Below are 23,777 nucleotides of genomic sequence, written 5' to 3' on the forward strand. Positions count from 1 at the left end.
TAGATCAGTCGCGCTCGACACATAGGGCAACGCCCATGCCGCCACCGATGCACAGAGTCGCCAGACCTTTTTTCGCGTCCCGCCGCTTCATTTCGAACAACAGAGTGTTCAGAACGCGGCAGCCCGAGGCGCCGATCGGGTGACCGATGGCAATGGCCCCGCCATTGACGTTCACGATGGACGGGTCCCAGCCCATGTCTTTGTTCACGGCACAGGCTTGTGCGGCAAAGGCTTCGTTGGCTTCGATCAGATCCAGATCGTCAACCGACCAGCCCGCCCTTTCCAGCGCCTTGCGCGAGGCATAGATCGGGCCGACGCCCATGATCGACGGGTCCAGACCAGCGGTAGCATAAGATGCAATCCGCGCCAGAGGCTCAATCCCGCGCTTTTCGGCATTTGCCGCCGACATCAGCAGGGTCGCAGCCGCGCCGTCGTTCAGGCCCGAGGCATTGGCGGCGGTGACCGATCCGTCCTTAGCAAAAGCCGGGCGCAGTTTGGCCATGGCTTCCATGGTTGCGCCGTGGCGGATGTATTCGTCCTTGTCCATCACGATGTCACCCTTGCGGGTCTTGATGGTAAAGGGGGTGATCTCATCGGCGAATTTGCCTGCCTTCTGCGCAGCTTCGGCCTTGTTCTGGCTTGCGACGGCGAATTCATCCTGCATATCGCGGCTGATCTGCCACTTTTCAGCAACGTTTTCGGCGGTTTGACCCATGTGATACCCGTTGAACGCATCCCACAGTCCATCGCGGATCATTGTGTCGATATACTTCATGTCGCCCATCTTTTGGCCGGCGCGCAGAGCGGCGGCATGGGGCGACAGGGTCATGTTCTCTTGCCCGCCAGCAGCGACGATATCAGCATCGCCCAGTTGGATATGCTGTGCGCCCAGTGCCACGGCGCGCAGGCCGGATCCGCAGACCTGGTTGATGCCCCAGGCCGCGCTTTCCTGCGGCAGACCGGCGTTGATATGCGCCTGACGCGCCGGGTTCTGACCCTGGGCTGCGGTCAGAACCTGACCCAAAATTGTCTCGCTGACTTCGCCTTTTTCGATTCCGGCGCGTTCTACAACGGCTTCAAGAACGGCTGTGCCCAAATCATGGGCTGCGGTGTTCGCAAACGAACCACCAAAGCTGCCGACGCCTGTACGTGCGGCGGATGCGATAACTACATTGGTCATTATGATCAGTCCTTTACCGACATGGTCCGGCGGAATGTCTGACGGCGCAGGTCGAGAGGTTCCCCCCGCAACAAGAGCGCCCCGTAATCCCCCGCTCAAGTATCACTGCAATAGCGCAATGCTGCATTTGCAGCAACGGGCAGCTTGTCTCAGGACCCAAGGTCCCTGGTTTTTTGGGGTTAACCCGCCGATTTCTGTTCGTTTTCCGTTTTCCAGGGCGCAGAAACCGTAGGTGCGCCGAACAGAAATCCTTGCAGACAATCGACACCATTGGCCACCAAAAACTCAGCATCCGCTTTGGTTTCGACCGATTCGGCCGTGACCAGAATCTCAAATTCCCTTGCAACTGCGATCAGGGCACGAACCAGCGCCTGATTATCCGGGTTTTCACTGATGCCGCGGATGAACTGGCCATCAATCTTGGCGGCATCAAAAAGAAACTCGCGGAAATGGCGGAAGCAGAAATTGCTGGCCCCAAAATCATCCAGCGCAAATGCAACGCCACGTGGTTGCAACCGGTCCATGAAATCGACCACGAGTTCCGGCACGGTCATGGCCGAACTTTCGGATATTTCAAGGATCAGCCTTTCACCGATACTGGCATCTTCTTTCATGAACCGGTCAAGAACACGCGACCAACGTCCATATCCGATCGACCGTGCGGACATATTGATCGACATGCGGATGTCCGGGGTGCGCGCCAATGTGCGCAGGCCCATTTCAAGCGCGATGCAGTCCAATTCGCGGCCAATCGGGGTGTTTTCAAGCTGAGGCATAAATTCGCGTGCCGGGATGACACGACCGGTTTCATCCAGCACCCGGATGAAGCCTTCGTAGAAGGCGATACCATGTGCCGCGTTAGCCTGCATGACCGGTTGAAAGGCCAGTTTGCACTGTTTGTGTTTGACAGCATCCGTAGCCATCTGGATCGTTGAGTTGTCGCGCGACAGCACGGCCGCGTTTAACGGGCTGTCTGATCCTTCGGGTAAATCTGCCAGTTTCCTGTCCCGCATGATCGAAATCGCTTCCCTACCGTCGTCGGTCAGGATCCAATTTCAGGGCAAAGATGTGAATCTGCGGTTAATGGAAATGAAAATGTCAGCGGGCTGCGTCCAGAACACGTCCCAGAGATCTAGCGGCACCAATAACTGCGCCCGTAAATCCCAGCACCATCATGGCCAGTCCAAACGCGATCAGCGTTGCTGTCCCGGCGGCCAGCGCTGTCAGCATTGCGAGAAGCAGGCCTATCAGTCCTAAAACTGTGGAAAATGTTGTCCAACGGGTCATGATAATCTCCGGTCACTCGTAATGCACATCGTTTGGATATGTGCAGGCTGAGCTAATTTTCAAGAAAATCAGCACGTGACCGGCGGATTCAAGCTTGTTTTGCTTTGGATTTGTGCGTTTCGGTCTCAAAATGCTCAAATCCGGGCGTCCCTCGATCCCTGGGGTTGCGCGAGATATGCTTGGCTTTGATCTGCTCCGAGCTATCCCGGCTGCCGTCATGGCTGTAACCGGGTGGGGCAAAGCAATAGGCCAACCGCTGGCGCAAAGTTAGCCCCGATTGCGTGGCATCCTGCCAGATTCCGACCCATTCGTGAAAGGCGACGCGCAACGGGTTGAAGGTTCCGATATTGTGAACCAACCCATAGTCGACCTTGTCATCGACCTGCTCTGGCACAAAGGTGCCGAACATCTTGTCCCAGATGATGAACACGCCGGCATAGTTGCAATCCAGATAGCGCGCGTTGCGGCCATGATGGGCGCGGTGGTGGCTGGGGGTGTTCATAACCGCCTCGAACCAGCGGGGCATCTTGCCGATGGCCTCGGTGTGAATCCAGAACTGATAGATCAGGTTCAGACCGCCGACAAACAGAACCATTGCCGGATGAAACCCCAGCAGGATCAGCGGCGCGCGCACGACCATCATGAAGGTGAATGTATAAGTCCAGGTCTGACGCAACGCCGTGGTCAGGTTGTAATGCTGAGAGCTATGATGGTTCACATGGCTGGCCCAGACCCAACGGATGCGATGCCCGAACCGATGCACCCAATAGTAACGCAAATCGTCCAGCAAAAAGCACAGGATAATCACCGGGATCGAGGTGCCCAGGTCCAGCGGAGTAATCTGCCACAACCACATAAAGAACCCGTAGGCGATGAAACCGAGCAGAAACCCCGAGGCAATATTGCCCGCGCCCATGATCAGCGAGGTGACCGCATCCCGCGTTTCATAGCGCCCGCCCCGGCCTTTGAAAGCGATCCAGACGAACTCGGCCAGAATTGCGGCGATAAAGAACGGGACTGCCCATTGCACGGCATCGGGAAAGGAAATCTGGTCGGTCATGCGGGCTCCATCAGGTGTCGCCAGTGGGCGCGTTCGATGTCATCGAGGTGGATGCGGGTTGAGGGGGTTCCGAAATCATGAAACTGAACTTCGAATCCGTCCGGATGCTCGATCCAGTCATAATCCTGCAGGTGGCGGGCCACGGTATCCGCGCCGAACGACCACAAAAGGCCCGAACCGGTTGTGGTTCGGATCAGCGCGGAACGTTGGTCATGCGCTACGGTTACATCTGCGATCACGTCATCTGGGAAATGGCGCGACCATTGCGCGCGCGCCAGATCAGGCGTCAGGGCGAACTGCCGCGAACGGCCCGTCAGATGCAGCAGAATAGTAATTCCGCCGATCCCCCCAACGACCAGAACCAACAATATCTCCAGCGGCATGACATCCTCCTGACCGACAAACTGCAAAGCAGATGCGCGGCTGTCAAAGGTGGCGTCGCGTAAGCTGGAATTGGACCTGTGGCACCGGTTGGGAATCACGGCGCCCTTGTAAAGAGGTCAGTTGGTAATCGTATAGGTCCCCCCGGAATCACCCTTGCCCTTGTTGCGGGTAAAGGTCACCTGGTTCCCTTCTATCGTTACTTTCTGGCAATCCTGCGGGATCTGATTTCCGCCAACAACAAGCGTTCGGCACCAAAACCTTTTGTTCCAGGCCCATGCGCCCGAGAATTTGACCTTGTCGCTGGTTTGCCCGGAAATCTTCCCGTCGGGTGAAATAAGCACCCAGGTGCCGCCATCCACCAGTTTCTTACTGGCGACAGCATTCAGAAAATCTTGTTCTTTCTTGATGTCTTTGGCCTCGGCGACCAATGCCGAGCCCAAAATCAGACAGGCAGCAATGGCCAGAGTGAATACGTTCTTCATAAAGAAAGCCTCCTCGTTACAACGACGGGGAGGCTATCATAAATTCAGGACTTCAGGAAAACGACCTTAGCTTTCTTCTGCGACCAGTGCCGCAATGATCGCCTTGGCACTGTCTGAATTCCACTCGGCATCCCCGATCAGGCGGGCGATTTCATTGCCATCGGGGTCAAGAATGACCGTGATTGGCAGGGCAATGACACCGAACTCACGTGCCACGGCCGAGCCCGGATCTTGATGGCGCGGCAGGTTCTCGATGTTGTTTTCCTCGAAAAACTTCTTGATCCCCGCGGATGAGTTGCGCCCGGTGGCCAATGTCAGGACTTCGAATTTGTCACCCCCGAATTCCGCCTGCAACTCGGCGATCTGAGGCATTTCCTTGCGGCACGGTGCGCACCATGTGGCCCAAAAGTTCAGCAGAACGTATTTGCCCTGATAGTCGGCAAGCGTTGCGGTGCCACCGTCATCTTCCAACTGAAATTCGACCAAGGTGTGCGGTTTGGGCTCTTTGTGCAGGATCAACCGCTTCAGGGTGCCTTCGCGCAGCGGACCCAGAGTTTCCGCATCTGTGGCCAAAGCCGCGTTTGCACCTAGCGCAAGGGCCATATAAAGGGGGATCAGACGAAATAGGCGCATATCAACTCCGGGTTTTCTTACATGACCGATCAATCTTCGAACCAGATGTGGGGCGGCCGCTTTGCCGCCGGTCCAGACGCGATCATGGAGGCAATCAATGCCTCGATCGGGTTCGATCAGCGGATGGCAGCCCAGGACATTGCAGGCTCGCGCGCCCATGCCGCCATGTTGGCTGCCACGGGCGTTATAACTGATAGTGATGCTGAGGCCATTCGGGAAGGGCTGCTCACCGTATTGTCAGAAATTCAGAGCGGGGCGTTCCAGTTCTCGACCGCGCTGGAAGACATCCACATGAATGTCGAGGCACGGCTGAAAGAGGTCATTGGCGAACCTGCGGGCCGTTTGCACACAGGCCGGTCGCGCAATGACCAGGTGGCGACCGATTTCAAATTGTGGGTGCGTGATCAGTTCGATGCCGCCGATGCCGGTCTGCTGGCCCTAATCCGCGCGCTTTTGGCGCAGGCAGAGGCCGGGGCGGACTGGGTCATGCCGGGCTTTACCCATCTGCAAACCGCCCAGCCTGTGACCTGGGGTCATCACATGATGGCTTATGTCGAAATGTTCGGGCGAGATCTGTCCCGCGTCCGCGATGCCCGCGCGCGGATGAACGAATCCCCACTGGGGGCTGCCGCGCTGGCTGGAACCTCGTTCCCTATTGATCGGGTCATGACCGCCGAGGCGCTGGGCTTTGACCGCCCGGCCGCCAACTCGCTGGATGCCGTCAGTGACCGCGATTTTGCGCTGGAATTTCTGTCAACTGCTTCGATCTGTGCAATGCACCTGTCGCGCTTTGCCGAAGAACTGGTGATCTGGTCTTCTGCCCAGTTCCGCTTTGTCACCCTGTCTGACCGTTTTTCGACTGGCTCGTCTATCATGCCGCAAAAGAAGAACCCGGATGCGGCAGAACTGATCCGTGCCAAGGTCGGGCGCATTTATGGCGCCAACACCGCGCTTATGATGGTGATGAAGGGCTTGCCGCTGGCCTATTCCAAGGACATGCAGGAAGACAAGGAACAGGTTTTTGACGCTGCCGATAACTGGATGCTGGCGCTGGCAGCGATGGAAGGCATGGTCAAGGATATGACCGCCAACCGCGAAAGCCTGGCTGCGGCTGCAGGGTCGGGTTTTTCGACCGCGACTGATCTGGCCGACTGGCTGGTGCGCGTTCTGGGCCTGCCGTTCCGCGATGCCCATCACGTCACCGGATCGCTGGTTGCGATGGCCGAGAGCAAGGGCTGCGATCTGCCGGACCTGACGCTTGCGGATATGCAAACAGTGCATGCGGAGATCACCGATGACGTCTTTTCTATCCTTACAGTGCAAAATTCGGTAAACTCGCGCCAGTCTTACGGCGGCACGGCACCGGATCAGGTGCGGGCTCAGGTCAAGCGATGGAAGGCGTTGGTGTAATGCGAATTCTGACTGCGGCTCTGTTGGTGCTGGCAGGGGTAACCCTGGCCGGATGCGGTGCGGATGGCGAACCGATCCAACCAACGATGAGCGCCAATATCGGCGTCGGCACCAGCGGCGCCTATGTCGGGGGCGGCGTTGGCCTGCAACGCGGCCCTCTGAGCGTTTTTCTCGGGCGGTAGTGTTTCCCGAGTTGCAGTTTCAGCACTCAGTTCCCATTTCAGACCGATCAATGGCGCTCGGCCGTAAACCTTGGAAAAAGAAATGAATATGAAGATTTTAGGCCTGTTCTTTGGCCTCGCCATTCTTGCGGCTTGCGACCCATCCTATAAACCGCGACCCGATCCCGAACCCCAATCCGGCGGATCTGGAATTTCGATATCCGGTTATGGGCGGGTCGGCGTTTCGCATATTGAATGACGCGACACCCCTGTTTGCGTAGAATCCATTGATCCGCCGGGGCATTTTGGTCTAAGCGCGTCTTTATGGATCACTTTCTTTACCGCGACGGCGCGCTTTACGCCGAGGATGTCCCGATCTCCGAAATCGCAGCTGCGGTTGGGACACCCTTTTACGTCTATTCGACGGCGACGCTGCTGCGTCATTTCCAGCTGTTCGATGAGGCGTTGGACGGGACCGACCACCTCGTATGTTATGCGATGAAGGCCGCCAGCAATCAGGCGATCCTGAAGACGCTTGCCGAGGCAGGCGCGGGGATGGACGTTGTTTCGGGTGGGGAATACCTGCGGGCCAAAGCTGCCGGAGTGCCCGGCGATAAGATCGTGTTTTCGGGCGTTGGCAAAACAGCCGAAGAAATTCGCACCGCTCTGACCGGTGGCATTCGTCAGTTCAACGTGGAATCCGAACCCGAGATGGAGGTGATCAACGCCGTTGCGCTTGATTTGGGCGTCGTTGCTCCGATCACCGTTAGGGTAAATCCGGATGTGGACGCCAAGACCCACGCCAAAATCGCCACCGGAAAATCCGAGAATAAATTCGGCATTCCGATCGCCCGCGCGTCAGAAGTCTATGCCCATGCTGCCAGCCTGCCCGGGCTGGAGGTCATTGGCATCGACGTCCATATCGGCTCGCAACTGACCGAGCTGGAGCCTTTTGCATTGGCCTATCAGAAGGTTGCTGAGCTGACTGAGACGCTGCGCAATGAGGGTCACAATATTCGCCGCCTTGATCTGGGTGGGGGGCTGGGCATTCCGTATGCGCGCTCGAACGACGCGCCGCCGCTGCCTTTGGAATACGGTGCGCTGATCAAAGACACTCTGGGTCATCTGGGATGCGAAATCGAAATAGAGCCGGGCCGCCTGATTGCCGGTAATGCTGGTTTGATGGTCAGCAAAGTGATTTATGTGAAATCCGGCGAGGGCCGGGATTTCCTGATCCTCGACGGTGCCATGAACGACCTGATCCGCCCGGCCATGTACGAAGCCTATCACGATATCGTACCGGTGATCGAACCCGTGCCGGGCACGGAACAGCAACCCTATGATATCGTCGGTCCGGTTTGCGAAAGCGGCGATACATTTGCCAAGCAACGGCAGATGCCGCCACTGGGTGCTGGTGATCTGGTCGCCTTTCGCAGCGCAGGGGCCTATGGCGCGGTCATGTCCAGCGAATACAACACGCGGCCCCTGATACCCGAAGTTCTGGTGCACGGAGATCAATTTGCCGTAATTCGTGAACGTCCGAGCTTTGACGAAATCATAAACCGCGATACCATACCCGAGTGGCTCTGACGCAATAGACGCGCGGGCCGGTGAACGGAGGCCCGACTTGACCGCAAGAGAAACCTTGCCGATCCCCAGATTGTCTTTGCTGCTAACGCAGGTGGGGATGCTAAGCGAGCAGGTTTGGCGGTCTTTCTGGCCGTTTTTCTCAATTTCCATGGCGCTGTTGGCCGCGCTGATGCTCGGACTGCAGGACCATGTCGGGGTGGAAACCGTTTGGGTCGCGGGGTCGGCGGCGTTGATTGGGCTGTTGGTTGCACTGATCCACGGCGTGCGGCGGTTCCGTATCCCAACACGAAACGAAGCGTTGATCCGGATGGATGAGACCCTGCCAGGGCGTCCTATCCAGGCTCTGATGGATGAACAGGCCATCGGCTCGATGGATGCTGATTCTGTGGCCCTGTGGCGGGCTCATCAGGCGCGTATGGCGGAACGTGCCGCACAGGCTGCGCCGGTAAAGCCCGATCTCCGACTGGCCGACCGCGACCCCTATGCTCTGCGGTTCATAGCTTTGCTGGCGCTGGTGATTGCCGTGCTTTTCGGCTCATTTTGGCGCATAGGATCCGTGACAGAGATGACACCGGGTGCAGCTGTTGCCGGGCAGGGACCAAGTTGGGAAGGCTGGGTCGAGCCGCCACGCTATACCGGCTTGCCAACGCTCTATCTGGCGGATCAATCCGACCCGACACTTTCGGTCCCGCAAGGCAGCCGCATCACATTGCGATTCTACGGCGAGGTAGGTGCGCACAGCTTGACCGAAACCTCGACACCGCTGGGCACGGAAGCGGTCACCGACCCTGAACAGGAATTTGTCGTCGAACGTTCGGGCCGAATGACGATAGACGGGCCTTCCGGACGCGATTGGGCGTTGGAAGTGATCGTAGATACGTCTCCACAGATCACCGTGTCGGACGTTGCCAAATCCGAAGCAGGCGGCCAGATGAAACTGCCCTTTGCGGCCAAAGATGATTACGGTGTGATAGCAGGCTCTGCCCTGATCGAACTGGATCTGGATGCAATTGATCGCCGCTATGGTCTGATGGCGATTCCAGAACCGCGTGAGGTGATCGAGGTTGAGTTACCGATGCCCATTACAGGCGACCGGGCCGATTTCACGGAGAATTTGATCGAGGATTTCTCACAACATCCCTGGGCGCATCTGCCAGTAAAGATCACTTTGATGGCGCGTGATGCTGCCGATCAGCAAGGGCAGTCTGAACCCTATACAACAGCACTTCCGGCGCGTCGGTTCTTTGATCCGCTGGCGGCTGCGATCGTTGAACAGCGGCGCGATCTGCTGTGGTCACGGGACAACGCGAAACGGGTATCTCAGATTCTGCGGGCGGTATCGTATCTGCCCGAGGACCTGTTCCGCTCGGATACGGCCTATTTGCGCTTGCGGGTGACACTTCGGCGGCTTGAGACATTTACCGAATACGGGTTGAAGCCGACGCAGCAGGAAGAAATCGCGGCCTCACTATGGAAGCTGGCCGTATTGATCGAGGACGGTACGCTTGCCGACGCTCTTGAGCGGATGCGCCGGGCGCAGGAGCGCCTGACGGAGGCGATGCAGAACGGGGCAAGCGACGAAGAGATCGCTGAGCTGATGCAAGAGCTGCGCGAGGCCACCCAGGACTACCTGCAACAGTTACAGCGGTTGGCAGAGCAGAACGGTGAAGAAGGTCAGCAGGGGCAAGACGGAGAATCCTTGCAGATGACGCAGGATGATCTGCAACGGATGATGGATCGAATTCAGGATCTGATGGAGCAGGGCCGTATGGCCGAGGCGCAGCAGGCGCTGGAGGAATTCCAGCAGATGATGGAGAACATGCGCGTCACGCAAGGTCAGGGTCAAGGTCAGCAATCCGAAGGCCAACAGGCGATGGAGGGTTTGGCAGAGACATTGCGCGATCAACAGGGGCTGAGCGATCAGGCTTTCCGCGATCTGCAAGAGCAGTTCAATCCCGGTGCGCAGACTGGTGAAAACCAGGGCAATCAGGGCCGCAATGGCGGTCAGGGCCGTGGTCAGAGCCACGAAGGCCAGGGCGGACAGGGGCAGGGTTCGGACCAGGCTGATGAAGGTCAGCAGGGTCAGGGTTCGCTGGCCGATCGTCAACAGGCCCTGCGCGATGAGCTGGGCCGCCAGCAACAAAACTTGCCCGGTGCCGGTACTCCGGAAGGCGAAGCCGCCCGTGATGCGCTTGGGCGCGCTGGCCGCGCCATGAATGAGGCTGAGCAGGCTCTGCGGAATGACGAGCTGGCCGATGCTATCGACAACCAGTCCGAAGCGATGGATGCGCTGCGGGAAGGGATGCGCTCGTTAGGTGAGGCCTTGGCCCAGAACCAGCAGAATCAACCAGGTCAAGGCAGTCAGGAAGGCGACATGCAGGCCAACAACCGCGATCCACTGGGCCGCAACCCTGGGGCAAACGGGTCGATGTCAACCGATGAGAGCCTGCTGCAGGGTGAGGACGTTTATCGCCGTGCGCGCGAGTTGCTGGACGAAATTCGCCGCCGGACCGGTGAATCCGAACGCCCCGAGATTGAATTGGAATATCTCAAGCGCCTGCTTGAACGGTTCTGATCAGTTCTGAGAAGCGCCAGCCTGGGTATCCAGCCAAAGCCGGGCTTGATCCACCAAAGACACATAAGGTTTGAGAACTGCATCCGCCTGAGGAACAGCCTCACTGATTTGCGGAGCATTGCCGTAGATCAGGAACAGGATCACACCAAGTATCAAGATCAGAGCGAACCCACGCAGAAAGCCGCCGGATTTGGGGGGCGCAGGCGCTGATGCCTCAGGCGCATCTGCAGAGGCGTCGCCGCGGAATCCGGAATTGATCGTTTCGACATCGGGCAGGGCGTCACCTTGCCCGGAATCTTTAGCGGTTTCTGTAGCTGTCAGTTCCTTGACCGCCTGTTCGGGGTCTGGTTCCGGCTCGGAAGGTGGATCAAGAGCAAGATCAGGCTGGCTTTCAAGACTGCTGCCTTCCTGGGCCCGCAATTCGGCTTCGCGTGCGGCTTCTTCCTTCAGTATATCGGCGACCGAAGGATCCACATTGCTGACCGGCGCACCATCCTTTGGTGTGGCTTCGGGCTCGGGCTCGGTCTGGTCGGCGGTTTCTGGCTCCGCCGGTGGAACAGCCTTATCCTCGGCAGTCGTTTCATCTGCAGGTTGCTCAACGGTTGGATCCGCCGGATGTTTGGCCTGGAACCACGTTTTCTCGCAATTCGAACACTGAACATCGCGGCCTTCCTCTGGAATGACCTCGTCTGGCACCTCGTATTGGGCACTGCAGTTGGGACAAGTAAGACGCATGCTGCCTCCGGGCCGGGGGTTGGCCTGATAATAGTTTTTTTAAGAATGATATTCCGTTAGAACCAAACAGCAAAGCGCGTTTTCGGTTTCGCGGGCCAAGTGTCACCATTTGGACCCGGTACGGGCATTGAAACCTGAACCGCGCTGGGGCAAGAAGAGCGGCACAAAAATTGGGGGTCCCCGTGATCGAGCTGGACCATGTCAGCTACACCTATGGTGGAGGTGAATTGCTGAGCGACGTATCGCTTAAGCTTCAACCGGGGTCGTTTCATTTCCTGACCGGGCCGTCCGGTGCTGGCAAAACAACCCTGTTAAAGCTCTGCTATGGCGCATTGCTGCCCACATCGGGAAGGCTGAGCGTGTTCGATCAGGATATCGCCCGCCTTGACCGCGATCAGATGGCCCTGATGCGCCGCCGGATAGGTGTGGTGCATCAGGATTGCCGGTTTCTGGATCACATGACTTTGGCCGAGAATGTCGCTTTGCCGTTGATGGTATCCGGTAAGGCGGAAATTGCCGAGCAAACAGATCTGTCAGATCTGTTAAACTGGGTCGGGCTGGGTGCGCGTCTTGACGCGCTGCCACCAGAGCTGTCAGGCGGTGAACGCCAGCGTGCGGCGCTGGCCCGTGCGGTGATGCTGTCGCCCGATGTCGTGCTGGCCGATGAGCCGACGGGCAATGTGGATTGGGAAATGTCTCAGCGCCTTTTGCGCCTGCTGGTCGAGTTGAACAAGATGGGTAAGACAGTCTTGATTGCGACCCATGATCTTAGCCTGATCCGTGCGGCGAAAAGCCAGGTGCAGGCGCGTGTTTTGCGCATCTCGCAGCGCCAAATTCAACTGGCGGGGGCGGATCTATGAACGTGGAAACTTTCCACAACCTGTTGAAACGTGATGGTCGTGCCGACCGAGTTGTTCCGCCCACTGGCTATACTGCACATCTCACACTGTTCGTGTCCGGTGCGATGGGCTTTCTTGCGGTGTTCGCGCTGGCTCTGTCATTGGCGTCGGGGCGAGTGGCAGACCGCTGGGCAAGCGAACTTGCCGGCGCTGCCACGGTGCGGATCAATGCCCCGGCCGACCAGATGGTCGCCCAGACTGAAACCGCGCTGACGGTGCTGTCGCAAACACCCGGTGTCGCCTCTGCCCGGGCGTTGACTATCGAGGAGCAGATTGCGCTGTTGTCGCCCTGGTTTGGCCCGGATTTGCCACTGGACACGCTGCCCGTGCCGCAGCTGATCGAAATTGTCGAAGGTGAGCCAGGTCTGGATGCAGCAGGATTGCGCCTGCGTCTTGGGGCCGAGGTGCCCGGAGCCGTTCTGGACGACCACTCGCGCTGGCGCGAACCTTTGGTTGATGCGGCCCGCTCGCTCCGGAGGCTTGGCTGGGTCTCAATCCTTCTGATTGGCGGAGCGACCGCCGCCATGATCACATTGGCGGCCAATGCGTCGCTGGCAGCCAACGCGCAGATTATCGAGGTGCTGCGTCTTGTCGGGGCCCGGGATCGATTTATTGCCAATGCGTTTGTTCGCCGCTTCACCTACCGCGCATTTTTTGGCGCGATGGTTGGTGTGCTGTTCGGAATGACAGGTGTGTTGTTGCTGCCCGAGGCATCGTCGGACGAGGGCGGCTTTCTGACGGGCCTGGGCTTTCAGGGGGCAGGGTGGCTGTTGCCAGCCCTCATCCCGGTACTGGGTGCTGCGGTGGCCTTTCTAGCCACATGGACTGCGGCAAACCGCAAATTGAAGGAGCTTTCGTAATGGCCACTCCAATTCAATGGGTCCGCTCACTGGTCTTCATGATCGTGATCTACATGTGGATGCTGGTCCTTGGCCTCGTGTTTGCTCCTTACGCCATGTTTGCAAAGCGCGGAGCGCTGCATGCATGCAAGACCTATGCGCGCACAACCATGTGGCTGGCGCGTTGGATGGTTGGTATTCGATGCGAAATTCGCGGGACTGTGCCAGTGGACGAGGTGGTCATCGGGGCCAAACACCAGTCTTTCCTCGATATCATCATGATCTTTAGCGCGATTCCTCATGGCAAGTTCATTATGAAGCGCGAATTGCTGTGGACGCCAGTCATTGGGCTTTACGCAAGCCGCCTAGGGTGCATCCCGGTCAATCGCGGCAAGAAGGGCGCCGCTGTGGCCAAGATGGTCCAGGATGTGGCGAAGGAATTTACAGAACCTGGCCAGTTGGTGATCTATCCGCAGGGCACCCGGGTCGCGCCCGGCGTTCACAAACCGTATAAGGTTGGAACTGCCGTCCTGTACGAAGGCTTGGGAATCCCTTGCGTACCTGTTGCAACAAATGCCGGAGTGTTCTGGCCCCGCAGCGGCGTGATGCGCAAACCCGGCCTTGCGATCGTCGACTTCCTTGATCCGATAGAACCCGGCGTCGAACGTGCGCGCTTTCTGGACCGATTGGAAGATGTGATCGAGACGCGCTCGAACGCTTTGATGACAGAAGTGGGGTTTGATCCTGATGCAGTTCATTGACGATATCGAAACGCTTGAGGGGCATTACGGCGCACCGGGCGCCCCATCATTGCGTAAAGTAGCGCACCGGTTGACGCCTCTGTACCGGCAATGGGTCATGGCTTCGCGGCTATGCGTACTCAGTACGGTAGGGCCCGAAGGGGTCGATGGCAGCCCACGTGGCGATGATGGTCCGGTGGTTCTGGAACTGGATCCAAAGACATTGGCGATGCCCGACTGGCGCGGAAACAACAGGCTGGACAGCTTGCGCAATATCGTGCGCGATCCGCGTGTGTCCTTGATGTTCATGGTCCCCGGGTCGAACAATGTTGTGCGCGTCAACGGGTCGGCCCGACTGACAGCGGACCAAGGCCTTCGAACTCGGTTCGAAAAACAAGGCAGGCTTCCGGCCACCGTGATCGTCATCGACATTACCGAGGTCTACACACAGTGCGCCCGTGCGCTGCTGCGTGCGCGGACATGGAGCAGCGGGGACGGAGCCGCTATATTGCCGACAATGGGTGAAATCCTAGCCGAAGCGTCAGACGGCGAGGAAGGTGGCACGCAATATGATGAGGCCTGGGGGCAACGCGCCGCAAAAACGATGTGGTAGCCTGATTACTTATCAAGGTTTGGTCAAAGAATCGTCACACGGGTAGGTAAGTAGAGAACCGTGAGGCAAATACAGGTTACAGGAGCCGTCAATGGAGCAGCTTAGTTCAGTTTGGGATTCTTTCCTGAACCACGCCCGCTATGTGTTTACGTCTCCTTTGGATCCCACGAACCGGATTTTCTATGTCTATGTCGGCAGTTCTCTGCTGATTGCCTTCGCCATCTATGCCGTGAAGCGCAGAAACGCGTCACATGTAGACGGAGAGAGTAGCTTTCTCGGGTTTCTGTTTCCCCGCAAGGTCTGGGACCACCCTTCGGCATGGCTCGATATCCGCTATTTCTTTTTCCACAAACTGATCGGGCATTTTCTGATATTGGGTCTGCTCGCCGGATCAGCCGCCTTGTCCTATCAATGGGCAAGCGGTGGGCTTGACCCCAATAACTCACCCCGGGCAGAGCCCTTGGTTGGCTGGTTGGGGGCTTTGGCTACCTTCACCTACATGCTCATTCTATTCCTGATTATGGATTTCATCGGCTACGCAGCCCATTACCTGCAGCACAAGGTCCCGCTGTTGTGGCAATTTCACAAAGTTCATCACAGCGCCGAGGTGATGCACCCGTTGTCGAATTTTCGCGAACATCCGATAGACAATATCCTCTACAATGTTGCGATTGGGTTTGGTGCCGGCGCAGTAACCGGGTTTGCGTTTCGACTGTTAGGATACCAGCCGAACATGCCGGCATTGCTGGGCGTGCCGGTGCTGATGTTCTTGTTCAATGTCGGAGGTTATAATCTGCGACATTCCCATATCTGGTTGCGTTGGCCGGGTGTGTGGTCGAAAGTATTTCCCTCGCCTGCGCATCACCACGTGCATCACAGTTGCCACCCGGACCATCTGGACAAAAACTTCGCCTTCATGTTTCCGTTCTGGGATGTGTTGTTCGGCACCTACATCATGCCCGAGGATAACAGAGACGTGAAATTCGGTGTGACCGAGAAGGACAAAGGTCACGAGATGGACACCTGCATGAAGCTCTATTTCCTGCCGTTCAGAGATGCGTGGCGTATTCTGAACAAGAAACGGCGGCCATCGTCTTACCAAGCGCCCGATGCAGATGCCGCCAGTCGCCATTCGGTCAAATAGCGAGCATCTGCGGTGGTTGCCGGCCTGACGTGATCCGCTGATCGCCTGTGCCCGGCAACACCTTGGCGGTGGTTTCGGCTGGGCATAGTGACGCAAACGCCCTCAAGCCGCGGCGGCTCCGATCTTGGCGATCTTGCTGACCCAGCGGTCCACGTGACCCGGTTTGGGATAACTTGCCCCGGCAAAATAGGTGAACCGGGTCGGCTTGAAGCCAACAAATCCCAAAATCTGATCGCGTACCTGGCGGATCAGGGCCTGGCGATAGATCAGGCGCATGAACCAACCCGGCGTATCTGATGTCAGAATGACGCGCGCGGTGCGTCCGCTCAGCATCGGGGCGGGCAATCCAATCTTGGTGGTGTTTCGCGTGTCAAAGGTGCGTCCGGGGATGAACATCCTGTCGATCAGACCTTTGAGCTTTGCGGGCAATCCGCCCCACCACATTGGCGTGGTCAAGACCAGGTGCTCGCTCCATTCGAAATCTTGCAATACCTGCTCAAGAACCGGTTCTAGCGGTTTGAAATCGTGATAATTGCCCTGGCCAAAATCAAAGTCGAACTGCATCTCGCTTAGATGGACCAGACGCACGTCATGTCCCTTGCCTCGGGCGGCGTCGGCATAAGTTTCGGCAAATGTCCGCGACAGGCTGCTATCGGCGGGGTGTCCGTCGAGGACAAGTATTTTCTTCGGTTGCATGGGGCTCTCCTGAAAATGACCGTGGTCACTTATAGAATCGGAAAGTGACCACGGTCAATAAAAATTTGACCATGGTCAAAAAACATGCGAGCTAACCATATGCAAAAACCACCCCAGAAACGAACTCTCAAAACTCGGGCCCGGCTTTTGGCGGCTGCCGAGGCGCTCATTGAAAACAGCGGATACGAAGCGCTGAGGGTAGAAGAGGTCGTCCAGAGCGCTGGCGTCGCCAAAGGGACGTTCTTCGCGCATTTTCGCGACAAGGATGCCTTGATGGAGCTTCTGATCGCAGATCGGCTGAATGCCTGCCTCGATCAGGCCGAGGCTGGGACCGCGCCCAAATCGGTGAATGATATCATGACCGCCCTGCAGCCGGTTCACAGCTTCATGACATCCGAACGGTATGTCTTTGACTTGTTGATAAGATATTCGGGGGCGACGGCTATCGCCGATATCGGACCGATCGCATATTGCTTTGAGCGCTACTTTCGTGTGGTGATGATGTGGCTTGACGCTGCGGATGTCCGACAGGACATTCCGACCGAGCTGTTGGCCGAAGGTGTTCAGGCCTTTGCCATTCAGGCCATGTCCCTGAAGTTCTGCGCCTTGCACGCCTCGACCGGTTTTACCGACCGGTTGAGGGTCTATCTGGATGCATGGTTGACCCCGGCGACCTAGTCACCGGGGTCCTTTTGTTAGCTGTGAATTGGCCCGTCACCGCAGGCCAGGGCCGCCTCACGCACCGCTTCGGAATATGTCGGATGCGCGTGACAGGTCAGCGCTAGATCTTCGGCCGAGGCGCCGAATTCCATCGCCACGCAGACCTCGTGAATCAAATCACCCGCAGCCGGGCCAATGATATGCGCGCCCAGAATGCGGTCGGTTTCCTTGTCTGCCAGAATCTTGACGAAACCATCCGAGGCAAAGTTCGCCTTGGCGCGGCCATTGCCCATGAACATGAACTTTCCGACCTTATAGGCACGGCCCTGTTCTTTGAGCGTCGCCTCTGTCTCGCCGACATTGGCGACCTCGGGCCAGGTGTAGATCACGCCCGGAATGACGCCATAGTTTACATGCCCATGCTTGCCCGCAACCTGTTCGGCGGCGGCCATGCCCTCGTCTTCGGCCTTATGCGCCAGCATCGGGCCTTCAGTCACGTCGCCGATGGCATAGACGCCCGGCACGTTAGTCTGCCAATCGGCGCCTACCTTGATCTGACCGCGGGGTGTCATTTCAACACCCAAAGCGTCCAGCCCCAAACCATCCGAGAACGGTTTGCGCCCAGTAGCGACAAGGACGGTATCGGCGTCAATCACATGCTCGCTGTCATCCTTCAGCAGCTTATAAGTCACCTTGGCCTTGGTCTTGGTGGCTTCGGTCTTTTGCACCGCAGCACCCATGACAAAACTCAGGCCCTGTTTCTTGAGGATGCGCTGGAAGGTTTTCTGAACCTCAGGGTCCATCCCCGGGGTGATTTCCTTGAGGAATTCGATCACCGTGACTTCGGAACCCAGACGGCTGTAGACCGAGCCCAGTTCCAGCCCGATCACGCCTGCGCCGATGACAACCATCTTCTTCGGAATCTTGCCCAGCGCCAGCGCGCCGGTTGAGGTCACGACGACCTTTTCATCCACCTCAACACCAGGCAGCGCGGAAGGCTCGGACCCGGACGCGATGATGATGTTCTTGGCCTCGTGAACCTCATCACCGACCTTGACCTGACCGGCAGCAGGGATCGAGCCCCAGCCTTTCAGCCAATCGATCTTGTTCTTCTTGAACAGAAACTCGATGCCCTTGGTGTTGCCGTCAATGACTTCGTCCTTATAGGCCTGCATCTGCTTCCAATCGACCGACGGGCTTTTGCCCTTGAGGCCCATCTTGGCAAAGTTATGCTCGGCCTCGTGCAGCTGATGGCTGGCATGCAGCAACGCCTTAGACGGGATGCAGCCCACGTTCAGGCAGGTGCCACCCAGCGTCTCACGCCCTTCGACCACGGCGGTTTTCAACCCCAGCTGCGCGCAGCGGATGGCGCAGACATAGCCGCCGGGGCCTGCTCCGATTACGATGACGTCATAGTTTGCCATTTGTCCGGTCCTTGTATTTGGTGGGGTCGGATGCGCTTGTCCGCGCAATGCACCCCCATTGAATAATCTATGCGGCAGCTCGAATCAAAACACAGCTGCCAACAGCATTGCAGTGGTCGCCAACAGCCCGATCATCCAGATCACTGTACGCCACGGTGTCCAGCCAAATGCATAGGCCGGAACATAGGAAGCGCGTGCGATCAGGTAGACCCAACTACAGGCGGCAGTAAAAGCGCTGGATTGCCCCGAGGCCGTAATGACCAAAGATGCGATAGCGAACAAAACCAACCCTTCGGAATGGTTGCTAAGCGCCCGGTGCAGTCGTCCCATTGCAGCAGGTTTGTCAAACGGAGTATCACGTGGCCCCAACGCGTGCAGCACATCGACCTTGCCGTGGCCAGAGATCAAATAGGCGACAAATTGAGCGACCCAAAGAAGGGCTGCCAGCGACAAGACGGTCAATTCCGTGGTCATTCAGCTTGTTTCCTCGCATTAGGAACGGATGCGATAAATCGGTTTAAACTGGCGTCAGAAGCTTCACCTGAATATGCGCGATCCCGCCGCGTTCGTGATGCATGGCCAATTCCTCGGAATCAAAGAAACTCAGGGCCTTTTCAAGATCAACCACCTCAAACATTGCAACCGCATGATCACGCTGATCGGGGTCTTTCCAGATGTGGAGGTCGCGGATACCCGCGGCCTCCCGCATTGGCTTGTCTTCGCGAAACACTTTCAGCCAGACATCAAAATCAGCAACGTCAGCCTGCCAGAGTACATGAGTTGCCATGGTCATAGATCCATCAGCAGGCGGCGTGGGTCTTCCAGTGCCTCTTTCACGCGCACTAGGAAGGTCACAGCACCTTTGCCGTCCACGATCCGGTGGTCATAGGACAGAGCCAGATACATCATCGGGCGGATCTTGACCTCACCGTTGATGGCCATCGGACGGTCCTGAATCTTGTGCATACCAAGAATACCCGACTGCGGCGGGTTCAGAATCGGCGAGGACATCAGCGAGCCATAGACGCCGCCGTTCGAAATGGTGAAGGTGCCGCCCTGCATCTCTTCCATGCTCAGCTTGCCGTCACGGGCGCGCCTGCCCTTTTCGGCGATGGCCTTTTCGATCGCGGCAAATGACATCGAATCTGCATCACGGATGACCGGAACAACAAGACCGGTCGGCGTGCCTGCGGCGACACCCATATGCACAAAGTTCTTATAGACTATGTCGGTGCCATCAATCTCGGCATTCACTTCGGGCACTTCTTTCAGTGCATGACAGCAGGCCTTGGTGAAGAAGGACATAAAGCCCAGACGGACGCCGTGCTTCTTCTCGAACTGGTCTTTGTATTGGTTGCGCAGGGCCATCACCTCGGTCATGTCCACCTCATTATAGGTGGTCAGCATGGCGGCGGTGTTCTGGCTGTCTTTCAGGCGTTTGGCGATGGTCTGGCGCAAGCGTGTCATGCGCACACGTTCCTCGCGGCTGGCATCCTGTGCAGCAACGGGTGCGCGTGGCGCCTGGATCGCAGGTGCGGGTGCCGCGACAGCGGGCGCTGGGGCCGCGACTGCCTTGGCCACATCTTCCTTCATGATACGTCCGTCGCGTCCGGTTCCCGTGACCTGATCGGCGGACAGGCCAGCCTGGGCCATGGCTTTTTCGGCCGAGGGTGCATTGGCCACATCTTTGCCGCCAACGGAATCACTTCCGCTTGCAGGTGCAACCGCTGCCGGAGCGGCTACTGCCCCTACTGCTGAACCCGAGATCACCGCCAGCCTGGCTGCGGCATCTACGGTTGCGCCTTCAGGGGCAACGATTTCTGCCAGAACACCCGCCGCAGGGGCGGGAACCTCGACCGAGACCTTGTCGGTTTCCAGCTCACACAGCATCTCGTCCTGTGCGACGCTGTCGCCGACCTGTTTGAACCATGTCGAAACGGTTGCTTCGGTGACGGATTCGCCCAGCGTGGGCACCATCACATCGACGCTGCCGCCCGAGGCTGCCGGAGCGGCAGCAGGCGCAGGTGCGGCGGCTGGGGCCGGGGCGGCACCTTCTCCGGCGACGATTGTCGCCAGCAGGGCATCAACACCAACGGTTTCGCCTTCGGCGGCGACAACCTCACCCATCACGCCAGCGGCGGGCGAGGGGACCTCGACCGTGACCTTGTCGGTTTCAAGCTCGCACAGCATTTCATCGACCGCGACTGCATCACCGGGTTTCTTGAACCAGGTGGCGACGGTGGCTTCGGTAACGGATTCGCCCAGCGTGGGAACACGAACTTCAATGGACATCATTACTTTCCTTCAATGCTCAGCGCTTCGTTCACCAGCGCTTCTTGTTGGGCTTTATGTTGGCTGGCCAGACCTGTCGCAGGTGAGGCCGAGGTGGCGCGGCCGACATAGACCGGGCGGGTATGTTTGGCGCCGATCCGTGTCAGGACCCATTCGATATTGGGTTCGATAAAGGACCATGCACCCTGGTTCTTGGGCTCTTCCTGACACCAGATGATTTCGGCTCCCTTGAACCGTTCCAGTTCATTGATCAGCGAATGCGCGGGGAACGGATAGTACTGTTCGATCCGCATCAGATAGACATCGTCGATGCCGCGCGCGTCACGCTCTTCCAGCAGGTCGAAATAGACCTTGCCGGAACACATCACGACCCGTTTGATTTTGTCATCCTTGACCAGGGTTGTGTCCGAGTTACCCTTTTGCGCGTCGTCCCACAGCACCCGGTGGAAGCTGGAGCCGGTGGTGAAATCCTCGGCCGTGCTGATCGCCAGCTTGTGGCGCAGCAGCGATTTCGGTGTCACCAGGATCAGAGGCTTGCGGAAGGTTCTGTGCAGCTGTCGGCGCAGGATGTGGAAGTAGTTCGCAGGCGTCGTGCAGTTGGCTACGATCCAGTTGTCCTGACCACACATCTGCAGAAAGCGTTCCAGACGCGAGGACGAGTGTTCAGGCCCTTGCCCTTCGAACCCGTGCGGCAGCAGGGTCACCAGACCGGACATGCGCAGCCATTTGCTTTCGCCCGAGCTGATGAACTGATCGAACATGATCTGCGCACCGTTGGCGAAATCGCCGAACTGCGCCTCCCACAGGGTCAGAGCGTTGGGTTCAGCCAGGGAAAAGCCGTATTCAAAGCCCAGAACCGCGTATTCCGACAGCATCGAGTCGATCACCTCATATTGTGATTGACCAGCCCGGATGTTGTTCAGTGGATAGTACCGCTCTTCAGTTTCCTGATTGATAAAGCCGGAATGGCGCTGGCTGAACGTACCGCGCGTCGCGTCCTGACCCGACAGGCGAACTGGATAGCCTTCGGTCAGCAATGATCCAAAGGCCAGTGCCTCACCCGTGGCCCAATCAAAGCCTTTGCCGGTTTCGAACATTTGCTTTTTGTGGTCCAGCAGGCGGCCGACAGTTTTATGGAGTGCAAATCCCTCGGGGGCCCGGGTTAGCGATGCGCCAACCTCGGCCAGGGTTTCTGGTGCAATCGCAGTATCGCCGCGAACATATTCGTCTTTGTTCTTATCCAGATGCGCCCAACGCCCGTCCAGCCAGTCGGCCTTGTTGGGTTTATAGTCTTTGCCGGCTTCGAACTCATCATTCAGATGGGCCTGGAAGGCGGCTTTCATATCTTCGATCTCGCCTTCGGGGATCAACCCGTCCTTGACCAGCCGCTCCGTGTACAGTGACAGCGTGGTCTTATGGGTCTTGATCTTCTTGTACATGATCGGGTTGGTGAACATGGGCTCGTCGCCCTCGTTATGCCCGAACCGGCGATAGCAGAATATATCCAGAACAACGTCCTTGTGGAACTTCTGGCGAAACTCGGTCGCAACCTTGGCTGCGTGTACCACCGCCTCGGGGTCGTCGCCATTCACGTGGAAGATCGGGGCTTCAACCATCAGTGCGATATCCGTGGGATAAGGGCTGGAGCGCGAGAAATGCGGTGCAGTGGTAAAGCCGATCTGGTTGTTCACCACGATATGCATGGTGCCGCCGGTCCTGTGACCGCGCAGGCCGGACAGGCCGAATCCTTCGGCAACGACACCCTGACCGGCAAAGGCCGCATCGCCATGCAGTAGAATGGCCATGACTCTGGTCCGGTCGGTGTCGTTCAACTGATCCTGCTTGGCGCGGACCTTGCCCAGAACAACAGGGTTCACCGCCTCAAGGTGGCTTGGGTTAGCGGTCAATGACAGGTGTACGCTGTTGCCGTCAAATTCGCGGTCGCTTGAGGCGCCCAGGTGGTATTTTACATCGCCCGAGCCATCCACGTCCTCAGGCTTGAAGCTGCCCCCCTGGAATTCGTTAAAGATGGCGCGGTATGGCTTGGCCATTACATTCGCTAGAATGTTCAGACGTCCGCGGTGTGGCATGCCGATGACAATATCGCTCAGGCCTAGGGCCCCGCCGCGTTTGATGATCTGTTCCATCGCGGGGATCAGTGCTTCGCCGCCGTCCAGACCAAAGCGCTTGGTGCCCATGTATTTCACGTGCAGGAACTTTTCGAACCCTTCGGCCTCGACCATCTTGTTCAGGATGGCCTTGCGGCCCTCTTTGGTGAACGCGATTTCCTTGCCATAGCCTTCGATCCGTTCCTTCAGCCAGGCAGCCTCTTCCGGGTTCGAAATATGCATGTATTGCAGCGCGAAGGTGCCGCAATAGGTGCGTTTCACGATCTCGACGATCTGGCGCATGCTGGCCATCTGCAGGCCCAGCACGTTGTCGATAAAGATCGGGCGATCCATATCGGCATCGGTAAACCCATAAGTTTTGGGGTCCAATTCCGGATGCGTGCTGGCAGCCCGCATGCCCAACGGGTCCAGATCGGCGGCCAGATGACCCCGAATACGATAGGCCCGGATCAGCATCAGCGCCCGCAGACTGTCCAGAACTGCGCGCTTAATCTGGTCTTCGCTGACGGCAACGCCTTTGTCGGCGGCTTTTTCCTTGATCTTCTTACCCGCCGCCTTGGCGTCGATCTCGGCCCATTCGCCAGTCAACGCACCGGTCAGATCATCCGTCGGCATCGGCGGCCAGTCGGACCGCGCCCACGAAGGCCCCTCGGCCTCGCGCTGGACATCAGGCGAGGCGTCGCCCATGGCCTTGAAGAACTCGGCCCAGGCGGCATCCACCGCGCCGGGGTTCTTGGTATACTGGGCGTAGAGCTGCTCCAGATATTCGGCATTATGCCCCTGCATAAAGCTTGAGGCGTGGAAGGCAGAGTTGGGCGTATGTTCGGTCATTGTAGGACCTCAA

General features: G+C 57.9%; 25 protein-coding genes. 11 read left to right on the top strand and 14 right to left on the bottom strand.

What is annotated here, in order from left to right:
- Positions 1-4: 4 nt before the first annotated feature.
- From AC2FJW_RS10115 to AC2FJW_RS10145, 7 genes are all read right to left on the bottom strand, one after another.
- Positions 5-1,180, bottom strand: a complete 1,176-nt coding sequence (locus tag AC2FJW_RS10115) for an acetyl-CoA C-acetyltransferase (protein WP_496749999.1) — start codon at positions 1,178-1,180, stop codon at positions 5-7.
- A gap of 179 nt (positions 1,181-1,359) precedes the next feature.
- Positions 1,360-2,193 (bottom strand): EAL domain-containing protein, encoded by an 834-nt coding sequence (locus AC2FJW_RS10120; protein WP_496750000.1) that lies wholly within the window; start codon positions 2,191-2,193, stop codon positions 1,360-1,362.
- Between the two features lie 85 nt (positions 2,194-2,278).
- Positions 2,279-2,467, bottom strand: coding sequence for a hypothetical protein (locus tag AC2FJW_RS10125; protein WP_496691815.1), 189 nt, complete (start codon positions 2,465-2,467; stop codon positions 2,279-2,281).
- 88 nt (positions 2,468-2,555) lie between these two features.
- On the bottom strand, positions 2,556-3,527 hold the full coding sequence (locus AC2FJW_RS10130; RefSeq protein ID WP_496750001.1) for a sterol desaturase family protein: 972 nt from the start codon (positions 3,525-3,527) through the stop codon (positions 2,556-2,558).
- Positions 3,524-3,910, bottom strand: coding sequence for a hypothetical protein (locus AC2FJW_RS10135; protein WP_271948467.1), 387 nt, complete (start codon positions 3,908-3,910; stop codon positions 3,524-3,526). The genes AC2FJW_RS10130 and AC2FJW_RS10135 overlap by 4 nt, the downstream gene beginning before the upstream one ends.
- Positions 3,911-4,027: 117 nt before the next feature.
- On the bottom strand, positions 4,028-4,393 hold the full coding sequence (locus AC2FJW_RS10140; protein WP_496750002.1) for a hypothetical protein: 366 nt from the start codon (positions 4,391-4,393) through the stop codon (positions 4,028-4,030).
- A 66-nt stretch (positions 4,394-4,459) separates the two neighbouring features.
- On the bottom strand, positions 4,460-5,026 hold the full coding sequence (locus AC2FJW_RS10145) for a TlpA disulfide reductase family protein (RefSeq protein ID WP_496750003.1): 567 nt from the start codon (positions 5,024-5,026) through the stop codon (positions 4,460-4,462).
- 21 nt (positions 5,027-5,047) lie between these two features.
- On the opposite strand from AC2FJW_RS10145, the gene argH reads away from it, so the two are divergent.
- From argH to AC2FJW_RS10170, 5 genes are all read left to right on the top strand, one after another.
- Positions 5,048-6,436: an argininosuccinate lyase gene (gene argH, locus AC2FJW_RS10150; protein ID WP_496750004.1), complete on the top strand. Its 1,389-nt coding sequence runs from the start codon at positions 5,048-5,050 to the stop codon at positions 6,434-6,436.
- Complete coding sequence (locus AC2FJW_RS10155; protein WP_496691811.1) at positions 6,436-6,618, top strand: argininosuccinate lyase; 183 nt, start codon at positions 6,436-6,438, stop codon at positions 6,616-6,618. Before argH ends, AC2FJW_RS10155 begins: the two co-directional genes overlap by 1 nt.
- An 82-nt stretch (positions 6,619-6,700) precedes the next feature.
- Positions 6,701-6,856 (top strand): hypothetical protein, encoded by a 156-nt coding sequence (locus AC2FJW_RS10160; protein ID WP_185956656.1) that lies wholly within the window; start codon positions 6,701-6,703, stop codon positions 6,854-6,856.
- A gap of 65 nt (positions 6,857-6,921) precedes the next feature.
- Positions 6,922-8,187: a diaminopimelate decarboxylase gene (gene lysA, locus AC2FJW_RS10165; RefSeq protein ID WP_496689007.1), complete on the top strand. Its 1,266-nt coding sequence runs from the start codon at positions 6,922-6,924 to the stop codon at positions 8,185-8,187.
- Between the two features lie 37 nt (positions 8,188-8,224).
- A complete protein-coding gene (locus AC2FJW_RS10170) occupies positions 8,225-10,762 on the top strand; it encodes a TIGR02302 family protein (protein ID WP_496750005.1) in 2,538 nt (845 codons plus the stop codon).
- Here AC2FJW_RS10170 and AC2FJW_RS10175 read toward each other — a convergent pair whose 3' ends face one another.
- Entirely contained in the window at positions 10,763-11,497 is a 735-nt protein-coding gene (locus tag AC2FJW_RS10175; RefSeq protein ID WP_496691808.1) for a zinc-ribbon domain-containing protein, read from the bottom strand.
- A 182-nt stretch (positions 11,498-11,679) separates the two neighbouring features.
- Here AC2FJW_RS10175 and AC2FJW_RS10180 point away from each other — a divergent pair, with 182 nt between their 5' ends.
- From AC2FJW_RS10180 to AC2FJW_RS10200, 5 genes are all read left to right on the top strand, one after another.
- A complete protein-coding gene (locus tag AC2FJW_RS10180; protein WP_496696455.1) occupies positions 11,680-12,357 on the top strand; it encodes a cell division ATP-binding protein FtsE in 678 nt (225 codons plus the stop codon).
- A complete protein-coding gene (locus AC2FJW_RS10185) occupies positions 12,354-13,256 on the top strand; it encodes a cell division protein FtsX (protein ID WP_496750006.1) in 903 nt (300 codons plus the stop codon). Before AC2FJW_RS10180 ends, AC2FJW_RS10185 begins: the two co-directional genes overlap by 4 nt.
- On the top strand, positions 13,256-13,996 hold the full coding sequence (locus AC2FJW_RS10190) for a lysophospholipid acyltransferase family protein (protein ID WP_496750007.1): 741 nt from the start codon (positions 13,256-13,258) through the stop codon (positions 13,994-13,996). The genes AC2FJW_RS10185 and AC2FJW_RS10190 overlap by 1 nt, the downstream gene beginning before the upstream one ends.
- On the top strand, positions 13,983-14,588 hold the full coding sequence (locus tag AC2FJW_RS10195) for a pyridoxamine 5'-phosphate oxidase family protein (RefSeq protein WP_496750008.1): 606 nt from the start codon (positions 13,983-13,985) through the stop codon (positions 14,586-14,588). Before AC2FJW_RS10190 ends, AC2FJW_RS10195 begins: the two co-directional genes overlap by 14 nt.
- A gap of 91 nt (positions 14,589-14,679) precedes the next feature.
- Positions 14,680-15,732 carry a sterol desaturase family protein gene (locus AC2FJW_RS10200; protein WP_271948450.1) on the top strand — a complete coding sequence of 351 codons (1,053 nt, stop codon included), beginning with the start codon at positions 14,680-14,682 and terminating at the stop codon, positions 15,730-15,732.
- Between the two features lie 102 nt (positions 15,733-15,834).
- Here AC2FJW_RS10200 and AC2FJW_RS10205 read toward each other — a convergent pair whose 3' ends face one another.
- Positions 15,835-16,428 (bottom strand): NAD(P)H-dependent oxidoreductase, encoded by a 594-nt coding sequence (locus tag AC2FJW_RS10205; RefSeq protein ID WP_142635456.1) that lies wholly within the window; start codon positions 16,426-16,428, stop codon positions 15,835-15,837.
- A gap of 99 nt (positions 16,429-16,527) precedes the next feature.
- Here AC2FJW_RS10205 and AC2FJW_RS10210 point away from each other — a divergent pair, with 99 nt between their 5' ends.
- Positions 16,528-17,106, top strand: coding sequence for a TetR/AcrR family transcriptional regulator (locus tag AC2FJW_RS10210; protein ID WP_142635458.1), 579 nt, complete (start codon positions 16,528-16,530; stop codon positions 17,104-17,106).
- Between the two features lie 17 nt (positions 17,107-17,123).
- On the opposite strand, the gene lpdA is transcribed toward AC2FJW_RS10210, so the two are convergent.
- The 5 genes from lpdA to AC2FJW_RS10235 all read right to left on the bottom strand — a co-directional run bounded on the left by lpdA (position 17,124) and on the right by AC2FJW_RS10235 (position 23,764).
- Entirely contained in the window at positions 17,124-18,512 is a 1,389-nt protein-coding gene (lpdA, locus tag AC2FJW_RS10215; protein ID WP_496696448.1) for a dihydrolipoyl dehydrogenase, read from the bottom strand.
- Between the two features lie 84 nt (positions 18,513-18,596).
- Positions 18,597-18,986 (bottom strand): MAPEG family protein, encoded by a 390-nt coding sequence (locus AC2FJW_RS10220; RefSeq protein ID WP_496700912.1) that lies wholly within the window; start codon positions 18,984-18,986, stop codon positions 18,597-18,599.
- Positions 18,987-19,029: 43 nt separating this feature from the next.
- Entirely contained in the window at positions 19,030-19,299 is a 270-nt protein-coding gene (locus AC2FJW_RS10225) for a hypothetical protein (RefSeq protein ID WP_142635953.1), read from the bottom strand.
- Positions 19,300-19,301: 2 nt separating this feature from the next.
- The gene (odhB, locus tag AC2FJW_RS10230) at positions 19,302-20,804 is read right to left on the bottom strand and encodes a 2-oxoglutarate dehydrogenase complex dihydrolipoyllysine-residue succinyltransferase (RefSeq protein WP_496750009.1); all 1,503 of its coding nucleotides are present in this window, start codon (positions 20,802-20,804) and stop codon (positions 19,302-19,304) included.
- 2 nt (positions 20,805-20,806) lie between these two features.
- Positions 20,807-23,764 (bottom strand): 2-oxoglutarate dehydrogenase E1 component, encoded by a 2,958-nt coding sequence (locus AC2FJW_RS10235; protein WP_496750010.1) that lies wholly within the window; start codon positions 23,762-23,764, stop codon positions 20,807-20,809.
- Between the last annotated feature and the right edge of the window lie 13 nt (positions 23,765-23,777).

The organism is Ruegeria sp. CDSA020 (assembly GCF_059612345.1).

Coding starts and splice junctions, on each gene's coding strand:
- argH (WP_496750004.1), top strand. CDS start 5,048: ATGACCGATCAATCTTCGAACCAGATGTGGGGCGGCCGCTTTGCCGCC.
- AC2FJW_RS10190 (WP_496750007.1), top strand. CDS start 13,256: ATGGCCACTCCAATTCAATGGGTCCGCTCACTGGTCTTCATGATCGTG.
- AC2FJW_RS10210 (WP_142635458.1), top strand. CDS start 16,528: ATGCAAAAACCACCCCAGAAACGAACTCTCAAAACTCGGGCCCGGCTT.
- AC2FJW_RS10130 (WP_496750001.1), bottom strand. CDS start 3,527: ATGACCGACCAGATTTCCTTTCCCGATGCCGTGCAATGGGCAGTCCCG.
- AC2FJW_RS10145 (WP_496750003.1), bottom strand. CDS start 5,026: ATGCGCCTATTTCGTCTGATCCCCCTTTATATGGCCCTTGCGCTAGGT.
- AC2FJW_RS10155 (WP_496691811.1), top strand. CDS start 6,436: ATGCGAATTCTGACTGCGGCTCTGTTGGTGCTGGCAGGGGTAACCCTG.
- AC2FJW_RS10175 (WP_496691808.1), bottom strand. CDS start 11,497: ATGCGTCTTACTTGTCCCAACTGCAGTGCCCAATACGAGGTGCCAGAC.
- AC2FJW_RS10140 (WP_496750002.1), bottom strand. CDS start 4,393: ATGAAGAACGTATTCACTCTGGCCATTGCTGCCTGTCTGATTTTGGGC.
- AC2FJW_RS10235 (WP_496750010.1), bottom strand. CDS start 23,764: ATGACCGAACATACGCCCAACTCTGCCTTCCACGCCTCAAGCTTTATG.
- AC2FJW_RS10205 (WP_142635456.1), bottom strand. CDS start 16,428: ATGCAACCGAAGAAAATACTTGTCCTCGACGGACACCCCGCCGATAGC.
- odhB (WP_496750009.1), bottom strand. CDS start 20,804: ATGTCCATTGAAGTTCGTGTTCCCACGCTGGGCGAATCCGTTACCGAA.
- AC2FJW_RS10120 (WP_496750000.1), bottom strand. CDS start 2,193: ATGCGGGACAGGAAACTGGCAGATTTACCCGAAGGATCAGACAGCCCG.
- AC2FJW_RS10185 (WP_496750006.1), top strand. CDS start 12,354: ATGAACGTGGAAACTTTCCACAACCTGTTGAAACGTGATGGTCGTGCC.
- AC2FJW_RS10195 (WP_496750008.1), top strand. CDS start 13,983: ATGCAGTTCATTGACGATATCGAAACGCTTGAGGGGCATTACGGCGCA.
- AC2FJW_RS10220 (WP_496700912.1), bottom strand. CDS start 18,986: ATGACCACGGAATTGACCGTCTTGTCGCTGGCAGCCCTTCTTTGGGTC.
- lysA (WP_496689007.1), top strand. CDS start 6,922: ATGGATCACTTTCTTTACCGCGACGGCGCGCTTTACGCCGAGGATGTC.
- AC2FJW_RS10160 (WP_185956656.1), top strand. CDS start 6,701: ATGAATATGAAGATTTTAGGCCTGTTCTTTGGCCTCGCCATTCTTGCG.
- AC2FJW_RS10200 (WP_271948450.1), top strand. CDS start 14,680: ATGGAGCAGCTTAGTTCAGTTTGGGATTCTTTCCTGAACCACGCCCGC.
- AC2FJW_RS10225 (WP_142635953.1), bottom strand. CDS start 19,299: ATGGCAACTCATGTACTCTGGCAGGCTGACGTTGCTGATTTTGATGTC.
- lpdA (WP_496696448.1), bottom strand. CDS start 18,512: ATGGCAAACTATGACGTCATCGTAATCGGAGCAGGCCCCGGCGGCTAT.
- AC2FJW_RS10135 (WP_271948467.1), bottom strand. CDS start 3,910: ATGCCGCTGGAGATATTGTTGGTTCTGGTCGTTGGGGGGATCGGCGGA.
- AC2FJW_RS10115 (WP_496749999.1), bottom strand. CDS start 1,180: ATGACCAATGTAGTTATCGCATCCGCCGCACGTACAGGCGTCGGCAGC.
- AC2FJW_RS10125 (WP_496691815.1), bottom strand. CDS start 2,467: ATGACCCGTTGGACAACATTTTCCACAGTTTTAGGACTGATAGGCCTG.